This is a genomic window from Mycolicibacterium sichuanense (assembly GCF_033741125.1).
Classification (GTDB): Bacteria; Actinomycetota; Actinomycetes; order Mycobacteriales; family Mycobacteriaceae; genus Mycobacterium.
Window position 1 is genome coordinate 648,291 of sequence record NZ_JAWQPU010000001.1, and the last position, 18,495, is coordinate 666,785.

Annotated in this window: 18 protein-coding genes; 15 read left to right on the forward strand and 3 right to left on the reverse strand. The window is 68.8% G+C overall.

Annotated features, from left to right (window positions below; translation table 11 throughout):
* Positions 1–31: 31 nt before the first annotated feature.
* From SBI80_RS03110 to SBI80_RS03160, 11 genes are all read left to right on the forward strand, one after another.
* On the forward strand, positions 32–1,246 hold the full coding sequence (locus tag SBI80_RS03110; protein WP_318972953.1) for an alpha/beta fold hydrolase: 1,215 nt from the start codon (positions 32–34) through the stop codon (positions 1,244–1,246).
* Entirely contained in the window at positions 1,228–1,959 is a 732-nt protein-coding gene (locus tag SBI80_RS03115; RefSeq protein WP_318972954.1) for a YveK family protein, read from the forward strand. The genes SBI80_RS03110 and SBI80_RS03115 overlap by 19 nt, the downstream gene beginning before the upstream one ends.
* Positions 1,960–2,075: 116 nt before the next feature.
* Positions 2,076–3,230 (forward strand): lipase family protein, encoded by a 1,155-nt coding sequence (locus tag SBI80_RS03120; protein ID WP_318972955.1) that lies wholly within the window; start codon positions 2,076–2,078, stop codon positions 3,228–3,230.
* 58 nt (positions 3,231–3,288) lie between these two features.
* Entirely contained in the window at positions 3,289–4,491 is a 1,203-nt protein-coding gene (locus SBI80_RS03125) for a lipase family protein (RefSeq protein WP_318972956.1), read from the forward strand.
* The gene (locus SBI80_RS03130) at positions 4,478–5,374 is read left to right on the forward strand and encodes a sialate O-acetylesterase (RefSeq protein ID WP_318972957.1); all 897 of its coding nucleotides are present in this window, start codon (positions 4,478–4,480) and stop codon (positions 5,372–5,374) included. Before SBI80_RS03125 ends, SBI80_RS03130 begins: the two co-directional genes overlap by 14 nt.
* Before the next feature lie 3 nt (positions 5,375–5,377).
* Positions 5,378–6,607, forward strand: a complete 1,230-nt coding sequence (locus tag SBI80_RS03135) for a lipase family protein (protein WP_318972958.1) — start codon at positions 5,378–5,380, stop codon at positions 6,605–6,607.
* A 206-nt stretch (positions 6,608–6,813) separates the two neighbouring features.
* The gene (locus SBI80_RS03140; protein ID WP_318972959.1) at positions 6,814–8,043 is read left to right on the forward strand and encodes a lipase family protein; all 1,230 of its coding nucleotides are present in this window, start codon (positions 6,814–6,816) and stop codon (positions 8,041–8,043) included.
* 71 nt (positions 8,044–8,114) lie between these two features.
* Positions 8,115–8,639, forward strand: a complete 525-nt coding sequence (locus SBI80_RS03145; protein WP_318972960.1) for a YdcF family protein — start codon at positions 8,115–8,117, stop codon at positions 8,637–8,639.
* Between the two features lie 114 nt (positions 8,640–8,753).
* Complete coding sequence (locus SBI80_RS03150; RefSeq protein WP_318972961.1) at positions 8,754–10,244, forward strand: sugar transferase; 1,491 nt, start codon at positions 8,754–8,756, stop codon at positions 10,242–10,244.
* Positions 10,245–10,425: 181 nt separating this feature from the next.
* Positions 10,426–11,190 (forward strand): biotin--[acetyl-CoA-carboxylase] ligase, encoded by a 765-nt coding sequence (locus SBI80_RS03155; RefSeq protein ID WP_318973659.1) that lies wholly within the window; start codon positions 10,426–10,428, stop codon positions 11,188–11,190.
* 27 nt (positions 11,191–11,217) lie between these two features.
* Positions 11,218–11,736, forward strand: a complete 519-nt coding sequence (locus SBI80_RS03160) for a PH domain-containing protein (RefSeq protein ID WP_318972962.1) — start codon at positions 11,218–11,220, stop codon at positions 11,734–11,736.
* On the opposite strand, the gene SBI80_RS03165 is transcribed toward SBI80_RS03160, so the two are convergent.
* On the reverse strand, positions 11,691–12,356 hold the full coding sequence (locus tag SBI80_RS03165; RefSeq protein WP_318972963.1) for a GtrA family protein: 666 nt from the start codon (positions 12,354–12,356) through the stop codon (positions 11,691–11,693). The genes SBI80_RS03160 and SBI80_RS03165 overlap by 46 nt on opposite strands.
* 119 nt (positions 12,357–12,475) lie before the next feature.
* On the opposite strand from SBI80_RS03165, the gene SBI80_RS03170 reads away from it, so the two are divergent.
* The 3 genes from SBI80_RS03170 to SBI80_RS03180 are packed head-to-tail and all read left to right on the forward strand — an operon-like array spanning position 12,476 to position 15,365.
* A complete protein-coding gene (locus tag SBI80_RS03170; RefSeq protein WP_413232654.1) occupies positions 12,476–13,660 on the forward strand; it encodes a 5-(carboxyamino)imidazole ribonucleotide synthase in 1,185 nt (394 codons plus the stop codon).
* The gene (gene purE, locus SBI80_RS03175; protein ID WP_318972964.1) at positions 13,653–14,159 is read left to right on the forward strand and encodes a 5-(carboxyamino)imidazole ribonucleotide mutase; all 507 of its coding nucleotides are present in this window, start codon (positions 13,653–13,655) and stop codon (positions 14,157–14,159) included. Before SBI80_RS03170 ends, purE begins: the two co-directional genes overlap by 8 nt.
* A 42-nt stretch (positions 14,160–14,201) precedes the next feature.
* Positions 14,202–15,365, forward strand: coding sequence for an acyl-CoA dehydrogenase (locus SBI80_RS03180; protein ID WP_318972965.1), 1,164 nt, complete (start codon positions 14,202–14,204; stop codon positions 15,363–15,365).
* A 13-nt stretch (positions 15,366–15,378) separates the two neighbouring features.
* On the opposite strand, the gene SBI80_RS03185 is transcribed toward SBI80_RS03180, so the two are convergent.
* The gene (locus SBI80_RS03185) at positions 15,379–16,089 is read right to left on the reverse strand and encodes a TIGR03089 family protein (protein ID WP_318973661.1); all 711 of its coding nucleotides are present in this window, start codon (positions 16,087–16,089) and stop codon (positions 15,379–15,381) included.
* Positions 16,086–17,555, reverse strand: coding sequence for an LCP family protein (locus tag SBI80_RS03190; RefSeq protein WP_318972966.1), 1,470 nt, complete (start codon positions 17,553–17,555; stop codon positions 16,086–16,088). The genes SBI80_RS03185 and SBI80_RS03190 overlap by 4 nt, the downstream gene beginning before the upstream one ends.
* A 68-nt stretch (positions 17,556–17,623) precedes the next feature.
* Here SBI80_RS03190 and rfbD point away from each other — a divergent pair, with 68 nt between their 5' ends.
* Positions 17,624–18,490: a dTDP-4-dehydrorhamnose reductase gene (gene rfbD / locus SBI80_RS03195; RefSeq protein WP_318972967.1), complete on the forward strand. Its 867-nt coding sequence runs from the start codon at positions 17,624–17,626 to the stop codon at positions 18,488–18,490.
* The last annotated feature ends 5 nt before the right edge of the window (positions 18,491–18,495 follow it).

Below are 18,495 nucleotides of genomic sequence, written 5' to 3' on the forward strand. Positions count from 1 at the left end.
GGCCGTTTGGCGGAGTCTGTCCTGTTTGGTGGTGACTGCCGCGCTCGTCGCGGCGTGCACCCCAAGCCCGTCGGCTCCGTCGGCCCCGCCCGCCAACCAAACTCCGGCGGTCAAGACGTTCGCTCCCGTGTTCGGCGGGGCGGTTCAACTGGGTCCGCCCAACCTGGTCGACGACGGGCCCGGTTCGCTCGTCTCCGTCGAGGTGATGCACGGTAGCGAGGAACTCGAAGATGCCAACGCGACCTACGCGCGCATCGTCTACCGCTCGACGTCGGGAATCGACGACAGCCCCACCGAGGTGTCGGGTGTCGTCGCCATCCCGCCCGGCCAACCCCCCAAGGGCGGCTGGCCGATCATCTCCTTCGGACATGGCACGACGGGCGTGCTCAACAAGTGCGCCCCAAGTCGTTTCCCCACGCTGCCCGGTAACGGCTTCATGATGCAGGCGATGATCCTCAACGGCTTCGCGGTGACGATGACCGACTACCAGGGCCTCGGCGTACCGGGTTACTACCACCCATTCCTCGATTCGAAGACGTTCGGCAACAACATGATCGACGCCGTCCGTGCGGCGCGACGGGTCGGCGCCGACCTCAGCACGCAGTGGGTGGCGTTCGGGCACTCCCTCGGCGGCATGGCGGCGTGGGCCGCGGCGGACCGCAACGGCGTGTACGGCCAGGGGCTGGACCTGATGGGTTCGTTGGCGATGGCCCCCGCCGCGGACATGGCCGGCATGGCGGATGCGGCGTGGAACGAGACCCTCACCGCCGATCAGCGCGTGGCGATGGTCTTCGCGCTGCAATCGCTGGCCTGGTCGCACCCCGACCTCGATCTGGACCGCTACCGCCACGGGTACACCGCCGAGCATTGGGACGAGTTGCTGGACTGCCTCCCCCCGAATCTCGACGACATCCTCAAGGTGCGGTCGAAGATGCAGAACTCGGACCTCAAGCCGCAGACGCCCGCCGATCGCGACAAGCTGCACGATCTGCTTGCGCAGATGGCGTTGCCGCAGAACAAGCTGACCACGCCGCTGATGGTGGTCTACGGCACCCAGGACACCCTGGTCGACCTGCCGTGGTTCGAGGAGGCCATCAACCGGGCGTGCGCCCAGGGTGACAAGCTCCAGATCGAGAAGAGCATCGGCCAGGGCCACAGCGACCTCGACAGCACCTACGGCCTGCCCTGGTTGCGCGATCGGCTGACCGGGGAGAAGACCCCCAACTCGTGTCCGGGGCAATCTTGAAGCCGCCCGCGGGAGTACCTCGGATCCGCGACTACCTGCGGATGCTCGCCGATCGCTGGCTGGTGATCCTGGCAGCCACACTGCTCTCCGCGGTGGCGGTGGTCGTGGCCAACCGCTACTTCCAGGACCCGGTGTACGCCGCCTCCAACGAGGTATTCGCGATCGTGCCGGGTGATGCTCAGTCCCACGCTGCCTACGAGGGCAACCGCGGCGCCTCGGTGCGGATGGACACCTACGCGCAACTGGCGACGTCGGCGATCGTGACGCAGCGCGCCATCGACGAACTCGGTCTGCCGGACACGGCGAAGGACCTCGCGAAGCGCATCACGGTGAAGTCGGTGCCGGCCACGCTGTCCCAGTTCTCCTATCCGCTGTCGGTTCTGCTCGACGTCCAGGTCACCGGCTCGGACCCCAAGCAGACCGTCGACATCGCCAATGCCGTGGGACAGAACCTCGTCGAAGCCTCCCAGGAGGTGGAGTGGACGGGCACCGAGTCCGGCCCGGAGCTGGTCCTGGTCGACCAGGCCAAGACGGCTCACGAGGTGCGGGCATCGTGGCTGGCCGATGCGGGCTTCGGGGCGGCCCTCGGACTGGCTCTGAGCTGCCTGGGCGTGCTGGCGACGGGTGCCTGGCGGGACAAGGTCCTCACTCGCGGCCAGGTAGCCTACGTCGCCGCCCAGACGGTGAGCGGCGGCCGGACGGCGCAATCGTGATCGGGAAACCCGCAGCGCTGGCCCTTGTGACCGCGTGCCTGGTCGGCCTTCCAGGTCTTGCGGCGTGCGCACCGCGACCGACCCCAACGCCGCCGCCGTCCGATGGATCCTCGAGCATGTCGGGTGTGCCCGTCGCGGCCGACTTCTCACAGACCGGCAGCGGCGCGCTCAAGTCCGCGGAGACGATGCCCACCGTCGACCGCCGCCTGCTGAAGGTCACGTCATTGGCAGCGCGGATCGAATTCGAGTCGAAGTCGGGGATCGACGGAAGTGCCCAGCGTGTCTCGGGATCGGTCTTCGTTCCCATCGGGGAGCCGCCGCCGGGCGGCTGGCCGATCGTCGCAATGGGCCACGGCACCACCGGAATTCAGCATGATTGCGGTCCCTCGCAGTGGCCGAACCTGCTCGGTGCAGCCGACCCCGTCGCGACGCTGGTGAACGCCGGCTTCTTGGTCACGCTGCCCGACTACCAGGGACTGGGCATGAAGGGGACCTATCACCCCTACCTGGACTCCACGACCGTCGGCTACAACATGATCGACTCCGTGCGAGCTGCTCGCACGCTGGTGCCGGCGGCCTCCGACCGGTGGCTGGCCTTCGGCTCGTCGCAGGGTGGTCAAGCAGCTTGGGCGGCAAACGAATTGGCCACCAGCTACGGCCAGGGTCTGCAGCTGGTTGGCGCGGCGAGCGTGGCGCCCGCCGCAAACATCGTCGGCCTGGCCGACGGGGCGGCCGCGGGCACGCTCACCCCGGAGCAGGCCTCGGCGCTGCAGTGGGTGCTCTACTCGCTGAAGGAGGAGCACCCGGACCTCGATCTCGACGAGTACCGCCGCGGCATCGTCGCGCAGAAGTGGGACGTGCTATCGGCGTGCGCCGGACCGCTGGTCGCCCAGCGCACCGAAGTGTCCAAGCAGGTCACCCCCGACGATCTACGCCCGTCGACCGACGAGGCCACCAACCGGCTTCGGGACTATCTGGCGCAGATGAGCCTGCCCAAGGTCCAGGCCGCCGCGCCGATGTTGGTTCTGTTCGGCGAACTCGACAAGGTGGTCTCGCCGGCGTGGACGGATGCGGCCGTGCGCCAGGCATGTTCGATGGGCGACGTGATCGAGGCGTACGTGGCGCCGGGCAAGGGACACGACGACATCGACGGTTCCGTGGCCCTCGGCTGGTTGAAGCAGCGCTTCGCCGGCGTCGACGCGAACAATTCGTGTGACGTCCAGGATGGCCCGACGCTGCGATTGAGCCCCAAGCCCTGGTACCAGGAATGACGACAGACCTCCGCGGGCCCGGTGGCGGGTGAGCCGGCGAACTACCCTCCTGATCAGCATGTCGGTCCCCCTCGTCGTCGTAGTCGTCGCCGTGATCGGTCTCACCGTGGGCCGTCCCGCGCTGACCAGATTGCTCTCGGGTGACCAACAGGCCGCTCCCGCACCGGATTCCATCGTCACGGCGGACCTGTCGGGAACGAGCCCCGGTTCGCTGGTGAGCGCAACGCGGATGCCGGAGTTCGAGCGCACCAACTACGGCCGGTCGATCCGCTCCGCGAGGGTGGTGTACCGGTCGACCTCCGGTGACGATGGGTCGCCCACCGAGGTCTCCGGCACGGTGTTCACGCCGCTTGGCGCGCCCCCGCCGGGAGGCTGGCCCGTGGTGTCCTTCGGGCACGGCACACTGGGCTGGGAGGAACGGTGCGGTGCATCGCTGTCGCCGACGCTGCTGGGGCAGGTGACGGCGGTCGAGGGTTTCACCAAGCTGGGATATGCCGTTGCGATGGCTGACTACCAGGGCCTCGGAGCGCCGGGCATCCACCCCTATAGCGACGCGAAGACCGCCGGGCTCAACATGATCGACGCGGTACGGGCACTGCGACACACCTTCCCGGAGGTGTCCGGCCGCTGGGTCGCGTTCGGTGGATCGCAGGGCGGGGGAGCGGCGTGGGCCGCCAACGAACAGGCCGCGGTCTACGCACCGGAACTCGAACTCCTTGGCGCCGTGGGGCTCTCACCCGCCGCAGACGTCTCCGGACTGGTGGACAAGGCCGTCGCCGGCACGTTGACCGAAGACCAGGGTCCGGTGCTGCAGGGCATTCTCTACTCACTGGCCCGGTTGCATCCCGACCTGAACCTCGACGACTATCGGCACGGTGCGGCGGTCCGCTACTGGGACGTGCTGTCATCGTGCGGCGGACCCGACGTGCACCAGCGGACGGCCGCGATGAAGGCCCTTGGCCCGGACGACTTCAAGCCGAGCACGCCGGAGGCGGCCGCCCACCTTCGTGACCTGCTCGCCAAATGGGCGCTGCCGCAGCGTCGGCTGTCAGCACCGCTGTACGTCGAGTTCGGTGCCGACGACACCTTCATCGATCCGCCATGGACGCTGGCCGCCATCAAGCGAGCGTGCTCCCTTGGCGGAGTCGTGGACTGGCGCGAGGACCCCAACACGGGCCACGGCGACGTGGACTGGGCCGCAGGCCTGGCATGGATGGCGGATCGATTCGAGGGAAAGCCGGTAGTCGATGAATGCCCGTAGGAACCCCGACGGCGATGCCGCACCGTGGCGCCAACTGCTGCAGGAGGCCAAATGCGTCGTCAAGCGACGCATCGCCAAACCCGGCGTTCCCGTCGACGAGCCAGAGCGCCCATATTTGGTGGTACCGATCCTCGGTCAGTCCAACGCCTTCGGAATGGGACTCGGGCTGGACCCGACCGGACTGGACCGTCCGCATCCACTGGTACACCAGTGGGCGATGTGTGGCCCGTCGAAGGGCACCGCGGTCCTGGGTGCCGATCCCTTGCTGCACGAAATTCCCTGCAAGCGAGTGGGATTCGGCGTCACCTTCGGCAAGCGGTTGGCTGACGCCACCGGGCGGGCCGTGCTGCTCGTCCCAGGCGCGCGGGGTGACACCTCGTTCACTCCCAAGAACGGCTACACCTGGGACGGCAACGACACCTCGACGAGGGTCAACCTGTACCGGCAGGCCGTCAGGGCCATCGACGCTGCGATCGAGCGCCACCCCGGCAGTGAGGTCGCGGTGGTCCTGTGGCATCAGGGTGAGACCGACGTCCCGCTGATGTCGGCCGAGATCTACCGGGAGAAGCTGGACACGATGGTCGGCGACCTGCGGCGGCGCTACGGCGGTGACACCCCCTTCGTCCTCGGACAGATGGTGCCCGAGGAGATGGAGCGCAGCGGCAAGGACTACTCGAAGATCGATGCAGTACACCAGGACACGCCGAACCGGTTGCCCAACGCGGCGTTCGTGCCGGGACCGCGGGAGTCGTTCAACAGCGACCTGGATCGGCATTACGACGCCGCGGGTCTGCGCGAACTCGGGGACCGGATGTGGCGCGCATACGCCCAGCTGTGCCCCGCGGCGCTGACGCGCTACCGCACCGTCGAAGTGGAGGGTTGATCGATGCGCGGACGCGTCCTGCTGGCCGGTGCGGTGGTGGTGGCCTTGCTGGCCACCGGCTGCAGTCACCAATCGTCCGTGGCGTCGAAGGAGTCGGCAGAAGCCGGTGCTGCGCTGCCGGGCACCTTCGGCGGCCAGGTTCCCGGGTCCCTGCTCACCGCGAAAACCCTGCCCACGATCGACCGCAGGCTCAGCGCGGTGTCGTCGGTGGCGGCCCGCATCACGTATCTGTCGACGTCGGGCATCGACGGGAGCACGCAGCAGGTGTCCGGGGTCGTCTTCGCCCCGGCGGGCACGCCGCCGGACGGCGGCTGGCCGGTGATCGCCTACGGCCACGCGACGACCGGCATCCACTCCGAGTGCGCCCCGTCGCTGGACCCAATGCTGCTGGGCCTCTCCACCACCGTGACGGGTCTGGTGAAGGCCGGTTACGTCGTGACGGTGACCGACTATCAGGGACTCGGCATGAACGGGACCTATCACCCCTATCTCGACGCCACCACCGAGGGCTATGACCTGATCGATTCGGTCCGTGCCGCGCGCAAGCTGGTGCCGCGCACGTCGAACCGCTGGGCCGCGTTCGGTGGGTCCCAGGGTGGGCAGGCGGCCTGGGCCGCCAACGAATTGGCGGGGAAGTATGCCCCGGAATTGAACCTGGTGGGCTCTGCCAGCTACTCGGCCCCACTGGCCATCACCGGATTCGCCGACGGGGCGGTCGAGGGCACCCTGACCTCCGAGCAGCGGCTGGCGGTGCTGCAGGTGTACGCGTCGCTGGCCGAGGAGTCGGCGGACTTCAAGCTCGACGACTATCGCCGGGGTCGGGCCGCCGAGAAGTGGGACGTCCTGCTGGCATGCAAGGGACCCGACGTCGGGGAGCGCGACCAACTCGGCCCGCAGCTGACCGCCGAGGAGGTCGCTCCCGCGTCGCCGGCGGCGGCCGATGCGCTGCGGATCCGGCTGCAACGGATGTCCCTGCCGCAGCAGCCCGCAACCGCGCCGATCCTGCTGGTGTACGGCGGCCAGGATCAGCTGGTCCCGCCGACGTGGACCGATCGGGCTCTGGACGCGGCCTGCCGGCAGGGTGACGTCGTGCAAATCGAGTTCCAGCCCGACCGGGGTCACGCCGACGTCGACGGTGGTACGGCCTTTCCGTGGCTGAACGACCGCTTTGCCGGTGCACCGCCGCGCAACGATTGCGCGGATTTCCTGCCACCGGCTCAGGCGTCACAGTGACGCTGCCGGAATCGGTCGCGGCGAGCCCGGGTGCGGCTCGGGGCGTCGGTATGATCGCGCTGACGGCCTGCCCACGGCGACCGAGCGGCGCCAGCCGGATGCCCGGTGCCACGATTCGGTGAGGCCGCGGCGATCTCTACGTCGACCTACGGCGTCGTGGGCCGAACCGCACTCGACGGCGATACCGGCATGGGATGGGACGACTAGTGAAGACGCTGCGACGTGTCGCGCTGGTGCTCACCACGATCCTCGGCGTCGTCCTCGTCGGAGCGTCGCTGCCGGTGTCGTGGAACCTGGCCACCAGGGTCTTGGCGACGGCCGTGCGGCCCGGCGGCCAGCCGGTTCCCATTACCAGCGCCGACCTCTCCGGTACGGGGCCCGGATCCCTGGTCAGCGCGACCACGATGCCGGGGCTGGCGGCCAGCGGCGACGGGGCCCATCTCCAGGCGGCCCGGGTGGTGTACCGGTCGAAGTCCGGCAACGGCGGCGTCCCGACGGTCGTGTCCGGCGCGGTCTTCGTCCCGTTGGGGGTCCCGCCGGCGGGTGGCTGGCCCGTCGTCGCGTTCGGGCACGGCACCACGGGCATCGACGAGCCCTGCGCGCCGTCCCTGTCGGATTCGTTGATGGGGGTGTCGGGGGTGGTCGCCGGCCTCGCCGCCAAGGGCTTCGCCGTCGCCATGCCGGACTACGAGGGCCTGGGTGCACCCGGTGTTCATCCGTACACCGACGCGCGGACCGCCGGACTCAACATGATCGATGCCGTCCGCGCGCTGCGCTCCACCTTCGGCAACGTGTCGAATCATTGGGCAGCCCTTGGTCATTCGCAGGGGGGTGGCGCCGCGTGGGCGGCCGACGAGTGGGCGCGGGAGTACGCCCCCGAACTCGACCTGGTCGGGGCGGTGGCGCTGGCGCCAGCGGCCGACATCGCCGGGTTCGTGGACAAGGCGCAGGCCGGCACCCTGACGCAGGATCAACGGCTGGCGTTCGTCCTGGTGATCGAATCGCTGGCGCGCCGCTACCCGGACCTCACCCGCGACGACTACCGGCGCGGCGCGGCGGTGAGGTCGTGGGACGTGCTGTCGGCATGTGCCGGGCCGCTGATGGATCGCCGCCCCGCCGCGGCCCAGGAGCTGACGCCGTCCGACTTCGAGCCGCGTTCGCCCGCCGCGGCGGACCGGCTTCGCCAGCGGCTTGCGGCCTGGGCGCTGCCGCAGCGACCGCTGGCCGCCCCGATGTACGTGGTCTACGGCACCGCCGACACCCTGATCGACGCGCAGTGGACCACCGATGCCATCGGGCGAGCCTGCGCGCTCGGTGACACCATCGCCTGGGAGGAGCAACCGGGCAAGGGGCATGGCGACATCGACTTCACCAAGGCCCTGTCCTGGATCCTCGAGCGCTTCGCGGGCAAGCCCGCGACGAACGATTGCCGTTGAGCTCGTGACCGGATGGCGGGTCGATGCCACGGGGTAGACGGATCCTGGCGATCGTCCAAGCCATCCTGGTCGTGCTGGTCGTCGTCGCGATCGACATGGGCGTCAGCGGCTTCCTGGTGTTCAGGAACGCCAAGGTCGACCAGCTCGAGCGGGCGGACGCGATCATCGTCCTTGGTGGCGAGCACGACGGGCGGGAGGACTTCGGGCTGAGCCTGGCCCGGGCGGGCTGGGCACGTGCCGTGGTCATCTCGAATCCGTACGACGACGACCCCGTGATGAGGCGGGTCTGCCGTCCTGCGGCAGACATCGAGGTGATCTGCCAGCGCCCCGATCCGCTAACCACGCGCGGAGAAGCCGAGATGATGCGGCGCCTGGCCGACGAGAGGCACTGGAAGCGGGTAATCGTGGTGAGTTGGCGATACCACCTGCCGCGGGCCCGACTCGTCTTCGAGCAGTGCTTCTCGGATCAGGCGAGCCGCACGTTGTTTGCTGCCGTGCCACGGCGCTATCAATTTTCTTGGCTGGGGTGGGAATTGGTTTACGCCTACCAGTGGGGCGGTCTCGCGAAAGCGTTTGCACAGGGGGAATGTGCGTGACCTGGATCTGGACCGAAGCGGTAGCGCCGTCTGGCAAACAGTGCGATAGTGTTACCCAGCACGGGGAACGGCGCAGGAACGTAAGCTGCCAGCAAACAGGAGGTGTGGCGACCAGTGTCGGTAGCAGAAGAAGTCTTCGCTCCCACTCGTACGCCGCTGAGCGCGGTCAATCCCGGCAAGGGACCACAGTGGCAACGGCGGTACGTTCGCGCCCTGGTGTTCGTGGACATCATCGTGGTCGGTTCCGCCCTGGCGGTCGCCCAGATGGTCCGCCTCGGTAGGCCCATCACGGCCCGCGACCCCGCGTCGATCTACTTCTCGATCTTGTCGGTCCTCATCGCCGGCATCTGGCTGGCGCTGCTCGCGGCGTATCGCACCCGGTCACCGCGCATCGTCGGGGCCGGCGTCGAGGAGTACCGGCGGGTGGTCTCCGCCACGCTCGCGACCATCGGTGTGGTCGCCGTCGCGCTGATGATCTTCCGTCCCGAGTTCGCGCGTGGATACCTCGCCGTCGCCTTCCCCCTCGGCCTGGCCGGGTTGGTGGTCGGGCGCAACATCTGCCGTCTGTACCTCGCCCGGCAACGTCGGCGCGGCCGCTGCGTCGTGACCGTGCTCGCCGTCGGTGACGCCAGGGCGGTTCGCAGCCTGGTGCAGTCGCTCACGCGGGGCTGGGGTTATGGCTACTCGGTGGTGGGCGTCTGCCTCACTGGTCGCAGCTCCGGCGGCACCATCGACATCCCCGGTGTCGGTCAGCTGCCCGTCCTCGGTGACGAGGGCAAGGTGCACGACGCCATCCTCAAGACCAACACCGACACCGTCGCGCTGACCACCACCGATCACCTCGGTCCCGAGGGCGTGCGTGAGTTGTCGTGGGATCTGCACAAACTGGGCGTCGACCTGGTCGTTACCCCGGGTGTCGTCGACGTGGCCGGCCCGCGCCTGACGATGCGTCCGGTCGCCGGGCTGCCGCTGATCCACGTGGAGAAGCCGCAGTACAGCGGCACCAAGAAGATTCAGAAGCTCGCCTTCGACTACTTCGTCTCGATCAGCGTGCTGCTGGGGGCGCTGCCCGTGATGATCGCCGCTGCACTGGCCATCAAGATGACCAGCCGGGGTCCGGTGTTCTACCGCTCCGAGCGCATCGGCCTGGACGGCGAACCGTTCCAGATGATCAAGTTCCGCACCATGGTCGAGGGCGCCGACAAGCAGGTCGACAGCCTCATCGACGTGAACGACAGCGTCGGCGGCGTGCTCTTCAAGATCAAGGACGATCCGCGGATCACCCGGGTGGGCCGGCTGCTGCGCAAGTACAGCATCGACGAGCTGCCGCAGTTCTTCAACGTGCTCCGTCGCGACATGAGCGTCGTCGGTCCGCGCCCGCCGCTTCGGCGCGAGGTCGACACCTACAACGACCAGGTACGCCGCCGGCTGTTGGTACTGCCAGGCATCACGGGCCTATGGCAGGTGAGCGGCCGTTCCGACCTGTCCTGGGAGGACTCGGTGCGGCTGGATCTCTCCTACGTGGAGAACTGGTCGATCACCAACGACGTCCTGATCGCGGTCAAGACCGTGCGAACGGTCGCCACCGGTTCCGGCGCCTACTGACGCTTGCACCGGGGGTAGCAACGGCAAATTTGCCCTCGGCAAACACCTCGCAGTACCGCCGCCTACGAATGTGGCAAACCCGGGTCCGCGGGGGTCCACGAACGCCGCACCCCATAGGCTCGTCCGCGTGGCCGACGAGGGAGCGCGTGCAGCGCTCGACCAGAACGTTCTACGCAACACGATGCTCGGTCCCGGGTCCGCCTGGCGGCGCATCGACGTCGTGACGGCCACCGGCTCCACCAACGCCGACCTGATCGGGCGCGCGGGGGCCGGGGAGGACATCGGCGGGGCGATCCTGCTAGCGGAGGACCAGACCGCTGGACGCGGCCGCAACGGCCGCACCTGGTCGGCGGTACCTGGGGCGCAGATCAGCATGTCGGTGGGCGTTTCGACGGCCGGGCTGCCCGCCGCGGCCTGGGGCTGGGTGCCTTTGGCCACCGGCATCGCCGTCGTGGCGGCCATCGCGGACGTCACGGGTGTGCAGGCGGGCCTGAAGTGGCCGAACGACGTGCTGTCGCGGCCCGACGGCCACAAACTGGCGGGCATCCTCGCCGAGGTTGCGACGCCGGCGTCCGCGATCGTCGTCGGGATCGGCGTGAACGTATCGCTGGGGTCCGACGAGCTGCCCGAACCGACGGCCACCTCGCTGGCCCTGCTCGGCGCCCGGCAGCTCGACCGCACCGCGATCGCGGCTGCCATCCTGCGCCGCCTGCAGGAGCAGTTCGACGCGCTGCGGGCCGCCGGGGGAGCCGACGACGCGATAATCGCCCAGTACACCGCCAAGAGCCTCACCATCGGCACGCGCGTGCGCGCCATGCTGCCCGGCGACCGCCAGGTCGTCGGTGACGCGTTGGCCATCGATGGGCAGGGCCGCCTGCGGATCCAGACCGAGCAAGACGAGGTCGTGGTCTCCGCCGGCGACATCGTCCACCTGCGGCCCGTCTAAGTCGCCGCCGCTGGGTACAGTCGGCGCGTGGGATACCCGGACAACGTGCTGGCCGCCGACGAACGCGTCGTGCTGCACCGCCATCCGCACTGGAAGCGACTGATCTGGCCGGTGCTGGTCCTGGTGCTGGCGACCGCGGTGGCGGGGTTCGGCCTCGGTGTGGTCAACCGCACGGCGTGGGATCAGATGGCCAAGGACATCGTGATGATCGTCATCGCGGTGATCTGGCTGATCCTGGTCGGCTGGTTGACGCTGTGGCCCACCCTGAGTTGGCGTGCCACGCACTTCGTCATCACCGATCGCCGGGTGATGTTCCGCCATGGCCTGCTGACCCGCGCGGGCATCGACATCCCACTGGCGCGGATCAACAGCGTCGAGTTCCGGCACGGTCTGGTCGACCGAATGTTTCGCACCGGGGTGCTGATCATCGAGTCAGCGTCGCAGGATCCCCTGGAGTTCCACGACATTCCGCGGGTGGAGCAGGTGCATTCCCTGCTCTATCACGAAGTCTTCGACACCCTTGGCTCGGAGGAATCGCCCAGCTGAGCCGCGCGCCGCGCCCGGCGACCACGCAGCGGCGTGACCGTGCTCCTGGTGTGACCCTGTTCCACCTCGTCTTCGAGGGCCTCGGCGAGACCGCCCGCGGTGATCGAGGCCTCGACCGCCTTCTCCGGGCTGCGGCCGAACTCCTCGGGGAAGACCCACCGGCGGAACGCCCAGAACCGGAACGCCATCTGCAGCAAATTGCCGATGACGTAGGCGGAGACGAAGTCGGCGACGTTCTCCATGGTCAGCGAGACCATCGGAACGCGCAGTTCCAGCATGTAGCTCGAGACCCACAGCGGCGCCATGCTGAGCAGCACGCCCACACCGCTGACCCCGAAGAACAGCAGCGCCTCGTGATGCCGCTCGCGGCCGCCGCGGTGCCTGAAACTCCACTCCCTATTGAGGATGTAGGAGGCGATCACCGCGACGATGCCGGAGATGATCTTGGCGGTGACGGGCTTGGGTTCGAGGATCGTCAGCTTGAGGGTGTAGAAGATCGCCGAGTCGATGATGAACGTCGTGCCGCCGACGATCGCGAACTTGATGAGTTCGCGATGCCGCTCGACGAACGGTCGCACCACTCGTGGAAGACGCGCGATCGTCGCCTCGGAGAAGGTCACGAGTGCGCAGTCTACGGAAACTGGGCAGTTTGCGCGTAGCCGTGCAGGTCGCGGCCCCCGCGAACGGGGATCGCGGCCGTGACAACATAGGCGTCGTGAGCTCACCCCCAGTCGTCGCCATGGTCGGCGGCGGGCAACTTGCCCGGATGACCCATCAAGCCGCGATCGCCCTCGGTCAGACACTGCGGGTGCTGGCCGCATCGGCCGACGATCCGGCCGCCCAGGTGACCCCCGACGTCGTCATCGGCGCGCACACCGATGCCGAGGCGCTCGCCAAGGCTGCCGAGGGGGCGTCGGCCCTGACCTTCGATCACGAGCACGTCCCGACCGATCTGCTGCAGGCCCTGGTCGACGCCGGCGTGAACGTCGCGCCGCCGCCGCAGGCGCTGATCCACGCGCAGGACAAGCTGGTGATGCGGCGCCGGCTAGAGGCGCTCGGGGCGCCCATTCCGCGGTTCGCCGAAGCCACCGAGCTCGCCGACGTCGACGCCTTCGCGGCGCGTATTGGCGGCCCGATCGTCGTCAAGACCGCGCGCGGCGGGTACGACGGCCGCGGCGTGACCCTCGCGAAGGACCTCGCCGAGGCGCGCGCGGTGACCGAGCGCTACCTGAGCGAGGGTGTCGAGGTGCTACTCGAGGAGCGTGTCGACATGCGCCGGGAACTGTCCGCGCTGGTCGCGCGGTCGCCCTTCGGTCAGGGTGCGGCGTGGCCGGTCGTGCAGTCGGTCCAGCGCGACGGCATCTGCGTGGAGGTGATCGCCCCTGCTCCGGACCTCGATCGCGAGCTGGGCGCCGCGGCCGAGCAGTTGGGGCTGCGGCTGGCGGGGGAGCTGGGAGTGGTTGGTGTGCTCGCGGTGGAGCTGTTCGAGACTGCCGACGGCAAGCTCCTGGTCAACGAGTTGGCGATGCGCCCGCACAACACCGGGCACTGGACCATGAACGGCGCCGTGACCAGCCAGTTCGAACAGCACCTCCGGGCGGTCCTGGACTATCCGCTCGGCGCCACCGGGCCGATCGCACCCGTGACGGTGATGGCGAACGTGCTGGGGGCACCTCAGGCGCCGGCGATGACCATGGACGAGCGGCTGCATCATCTGTTGGCGCGGCTACCCGAGGCCAGCGTGCACATGTACGGCAAGTCCGAGCGTCCTGGCCGCAAGATCGGCCACGTCAACGTGCTCGGCGCCGCGGGTGGCTCGCTGGAGGACGTGAATTACGTGGCCGAGGTCAGGGAACGGGCAGCTCGGGCGGCGCACTGGTTGTCGCACGGTGAATGGACGGACGGATGGGACCCACATGCCTAGAACCGCAAGAGTCGGCGTCATCATGGGCAGCGACAGCGACTGGTCGGTGATGGAGGACGCGGCGACGGCGCTCGCCGAGTTCGAGGTGCCGTTCGAGGTTGGCGTGGTGTCGGCGCACCGCACGCCGGGCCGCATGCTCGACTACGCCCGTGGGGCGGCGGACCGCGGCATCGAGGTCGTGATCGCCGGGGCTGGTGGTGCGGCCCACCTGCCCGGCATGGTGGCCTCGGCGACGCCGCTTCCGGTGATCGGCGTGCCCGTGCCGCTGGCCCGGCTCGACGGGATGGACTCGCTGCTGTCGATCGTGCAGATGCCCGCGGGCGTGCCGGTCGCGACCGTGTCGATCGGAGGTGCCCGCAACGCCGGGCTGCTCGCCGTGCGCATTCTCGGCGCGTCGGATGCGGTCCTGCGGGCCCGGATGGAGCGCTTTCAGTCCGATCTCGAGGAGATGGTGTTGCAGAAGGATGCCGCACTGCGGGAGCGCTTGCTGGGTTCGTGACCGGGCGCGGTAAAGTTACTGGCGAGTAGCGAGGAGTTGCGAATGTCCACAGGTAACCCGTCTTTCGACGTCTTTCAGCTGTCCGACGAGCACGTCGAAATGCGCAAGGTCCTGCGTGACCTGTGCGAAAAGGAGATCGCGCCGTACGCGGCCGACGTCGACGAGAAGGCCCGCTACACCGACGAGGCGCTGGTCGCGCTGAATTCGTCTGGGTTCTCGGCGATCCACATCCCCGAGGAGTACGGCGGCCAGGGCGGGGACTCCGTCGCGGCGTGCATCGTCATCGAAGAGGTCGCGCGGGTGTGCGCCTCGTCCTCGCTCATCCCGATCTGCAACAAGCTCGGCACCATGGGCATGCTGCTGCGCGGTTCCGAGGAACTGAAGAAGCAGGTGCTTCCGTCGATCGGCGCCGGTGAGGCCACCGCCTCGTACGCGCTGTCCGAGCGGGAAGCCGGCAGTGACGCGGCCGCGATGCGCACCAGGGCCAAGGCCGACGGTGACGACTGGGTGCTCAACGGCTCCAAGTGCTGGATCTCCAACGGCGGCCACTCGCAGTGGTACACGGTGATGGCGGTGACCGACCCCGACAAGGGCGCCAACGGCATCTCGGCGTTCGTCGTGCACGAGAACGATCCCGGTTTCTCGGTGGGGCCCAAGGAGAAGAAGATGGGCATCAAGGGATCGCCCACCACCGAGCTGTACTTCGAGGACTGCCGCATCCCTGGTGACCGGATCATTGGCGAGCCGGGCACGGGCTTCAAGACTGCGCTGGCCACTCTGGACCACACCCGTCCGACGATCGGTGCCCAGGCCGTCGGCATCGCTCAGGGTGCGCTCGACGCGTCGATCGCATACACCAAGGAACGCAAGCAGTTCGGCAGGTCGATCAGCGACTTCCAGAACACTCAGTTCATGCTCGCCGACATGGCGATGAAGATCGAGGCGGCCCGTCTGATGGTGTACTCCGCGGCGGCTCGCGCGGAGCGCATGGAACCCAACCTGGGCTTCATCTCCTCGGCGGCCAAGTGCTTCGCCTCCGACGTGGCGATGGAGGTCACCACCAACGCCGTCCAGCTGTTCGGCGGGTACGGCTACACCGTCGACTTCCCCGTCGAGCGCTACATGCGCGACGCCAAGATCACCCAGATCTACGAGGGCACCAATCAGATTCAGCGCGTCGTGATGTCGCGCGCGCTGCTGAAGTAGGTCTTCCCCGGAGTCAGGCCAGTTCTGCGGTGATCTTCTCCGCGGCCCGCCGCCGGTCCTGCGCGCCGGGATCGGGGTGGGCCACCTGGACCAGTGACCCGCCGGCCACCAGCACCGCGAGCACGCCGTCGACGATGCTCTCGGCGGTGTCCCACGGTCGCGTCGAGAGCACCCTGCTGTCGGCCGTCAGGCCTGCCGCCGCCGCTGAAGCCGCTGCCGCGTCGAGGACCTCGGTCGCGGACCGGCCATCGAGTGCGGTTCCGGGCTGGCGCTCCGCCACGATCTGATCGCCGTGCAGCCGTACCGACGTCGCGTAGTCGGTGATGCCGAAGGGCAGGTCGGGGATCGGCTTGCCGAACGGGTCGAGTGACAGGGCCACCACCTCGCCACCTGGTGCGGCGGCGTCGGCATCGGCGACTCCCCGAGCAGTGCAGAAGGCGATGTCGCAATTTGATTGCCCGACAACGACTTCCGCGCCGACGTACCAGATGCCCAGTAGCACCCCAAGGGTCTGCCAGTGGGCGGGCAGCAGCACGGCGACCCGGCTGCCCGGGCCCGCTCCGAGCTCATCGCGAATCAGGTTGCCGCTCTTGGCAGCCCAGTTGGCGAGGGTGGCCGTCGACAGCTCGATCCGCTCGCCCGTAGCGTCGTCGTAGTAGGTGATGCGCGGTGCCGAGGGCAGCGCGAGGAGCGGATCCATCACCGCCGAGCCGAGATTGGTCAGTTCACGCACTCCGGTCCGTCCGAGCCCGCGGTGATGATGGGCGGCGCGGGAAGGGGAGTGTCGGTGGACTCGACGGCCGCGGTGTCGACGGTGTCGCCCTTGCTGACCTCGGTGCCAAGACCCGATCCGGGGCCGGTGTAGTCGGTGGCGATCACGACCTGAACCGAACCGGGGCCCACCGACGGGTCCTCGATGATGGGCAGATTGCCCAGCTCCTTGGAAACCGCTTGCGCACCAAGGTCGTCGGTCTTGGCCGCCCGCACCTGGCTGTTGGTGACGCGACCCGTCTCGTTGTTGCCGATGCTGCCCGCCACGAAGCCCTTGCCCGTCAACTCCTCCGACACCGAGGCCGCCAGCCCGTTGATGTCGGTGTCGTTCATGACGTCGACGGTGGTCTTCGACGGCGAGTAGGAGAGCTGTTCGGTCTTGCCCGCGTCCTGGTTCTGCAGCAGGCTCATGACGAAGTCGTGCACCTGGGTCGGATCGACCCGCACCACGCTCTGCATGCCGTCGTCACTCCAGCCGTCCTCCTGCAGGACGGGAATCGTGGCGAAGGCCACCTTGCCGCCCGCCAGCTTCTGCATCTGCTGGACGAAGTCCATGATGTCCCAGCCGTCGGACAGCACCACCGAGCGCTGCACGGCGGTCTGCAACCGGTTGAGGGTGGCCGGGCTGGAGAGCGTCTTGCTCGAGATCACCTGGTGCGCAAGGGCGGCCATCACCGCCTGCTGCCGAGTGACCCGGTCGAGGTCGCCCCTCGGCAGATCGTGGCGCTGCCTGACGAAGCTCAGGGCCTGCGGGCCGTCGAGCTTCTGCGGGCCCGCCGGGAAGTCGGCGCCGGAAAGGGGCTCGGAGACCGCGTTCTTGAGGCAGACGTCGACCCCGCCGAGGGCGTCGGTGATCAGCGCGAACCCGAGCAGGCCGATCTCGGCGTAGTGGTCGACGGTCACTCCGGTCAGGTTGGCGACCGTCTTGATCAACGCCTCACGGCCGGCTTCGGTGGCCTTGGGCTCGGCGACCGCGGGGTCCTCGCCCTGCTGCTCGACGAGCTCCTTCATCTTCTCGAGCTTGACCTGACCGAAGACGCCGTTGATCTTGGTCTTGCCGAGATCGCCGGGCGCCTCGACGTAGGAGTCGCGCGGGATGGAGATCGCGGTCGCGGACATCCCGTTGTTCGGGATGCGGATCAAGATGATGGTGTCGGTATTGGTCGAGACGTCGTCGCCGGCGCGCAGCGTCGCGAGTTCCTCGGCGGAGAGCGGGTTGCCGTGGGCGTCGGTACGGCTGTCCAACCCGACGAGCAGGATGTCGATCGCACCGTCGTCACCGCCGCCGCCGAGCGCGGCGGACGAGACGTGATTGATGCCGTTCTCGAACGACCGGATCTTTCCCCACGCGACGCCCGTGCCGACGACGATCAGAGCCGCGACGACCACGGCAACGATGCGGGACAGACGAGCTGGCATCAGCCCAGGCTACTGGCGAGTCGCCCGAAGACCGGGTAGCGCGGGTCGGCGTGCCAGACTCTTCAGACATGTCTGGTCGTTTGGTCATCACCGGTGCGGGAGGGCTCGTCGGGCGCAAGCTGGCGGCCGAGGCGAGACGGCGCGGCCAGGAGGTGCTGGCGTTGACGTCGGCCGAGTGCGACGTCACCGACCCGACGGCCCCCGAGCGCTACTTCTCGGCTGGTGACGTGGTGATCAACTGCGCCGCCTACACGAAGGTCGACCAGGCCGAGTCCGACGAGGATGCGGCCCGCGCGGTCAACGCCGGGGGAGCCGAGAACGTCGCCCATGCCTGCGCGCGGGTCGGGGCCGAGCTCGTCCACGTCTCGACCGACTACGTGTTCGACGGCGACTTCGGTGGTGGTACGCCCCGTCCCTACGAGATCGATGACGAGACCCACCCGCTGGGCGTCTATGGCCGCACCAAGCTGGAGGGTGAGTTCGAGGTGCTGGCGGCGATGCCCAATGCCCACGTCGTACGCACGGCCTGGATCTTCTCCGGCGGCGACGGTGCGGACTTCGTCGCGACCATGCGGCGGTTGGCCGCCGGCGACGGTCCGGTGGACGTCGTCGCCGACCAGGTCGGTTCGCCGACCTACGTCGGTGACCTGGTCGGCGCGCTGCTGCAGGTGGCCGACGGGTCGATCGAGGAGTCGGTGCTGCACGCCGCCAACCAGGGCGAGACCAGCCGGTTCGAGCAGGCTCGTGCGGTCTTCGAGCTGGTGGGCGCCGATCCCGAGCGGGTGAGGCCGGTGGACACCGCCCACCATCCGCGACCCGCTCCGCGACCGCCGTACTCGGCGTTGTCGGGCCGTCGGTCGGCGGACGCCGGCCTCTCGCAACTGCGGCCGTGGCGGCAGGCGCTGGCGGCCGCGCTGGCCGAGGTGACGCTCTAAGCCCG

Excerpts from the sequence above, each read along its gene's own strand:
- SBI80_RS03120 (WP_318972955.1), top strand. The coding sequence starts at position 2,076 with ATGTCGGGTGTGCCCGTCGCGGCCGACTTCTCACAGACCGGCAGCGGC.
- SBI80_RS03125 (WP_318972956.1), top strand. The coding sequence starts at position 3,289 with ATGTCGGTCCCCCTCGTCGTCGTAGTCGTCGCCGTGATCGGTCTCACC.
- SBI80_RS03130 (WP_318972957.1), top strand. The coding sequence starts at position 4,478 with ATGAATGCCCGTAGGAACCCCGACGGCGATGCCGCACCGTGGCGCCAA.
- SBI80_RS03135 (WP_318972958.1), top strand. The coding sequence starts at position 5,378 with ATGCGCGGACGCGTCCTGCTGGCCGGTGCGGTGGTGGTGGCCTTGCTG.
- SBI80_RS03155 (WP_318973659.1), top strand. The coding sequence starts at position 10,426 with ATGCTCGGTCCCGGGTCCGCCTGGCGGCGCATCGACGTCGTGACGGCC.
- SBI80_RS03170 (WP_413232654.1), top strand. The coding sequence starts at position 12,476 with ATGGTCGGCGGCGGGCAACTTGCCCGGATGACCCATCAAGCCGCGATC.
- purE (WP_318972964.1), top strand. The coding sequence starts at position 13,653 with ATGCCTAGAACCGCAAGAGTCGGCGTCATCATGGGCAGCGACAGCGAC.
- SBI80_RS03180 (WP_318972965.1), top strand. The coding sequence starts at position 14,202 with ATGTCCACAGGTAACCCGTCTTTCGACGTCTTTCAGCTGTCCGACGAG.
- SBI80_RS03190 (WP_318972966.1), bottom strand. The coding sequence starts at position 17,555 with ATGCCAGCTCGTCTGTCCCGCATCGTTGCCGTGGTCGTCGCGGCTCTG.
- rfbD (WP_318972967.1), top strand. The coding sequence starts at position 17,624 with ATGTCTGGTCGTTTGGTCATCACCGGTGCGGGAGGGCTCGTCGGGCGC.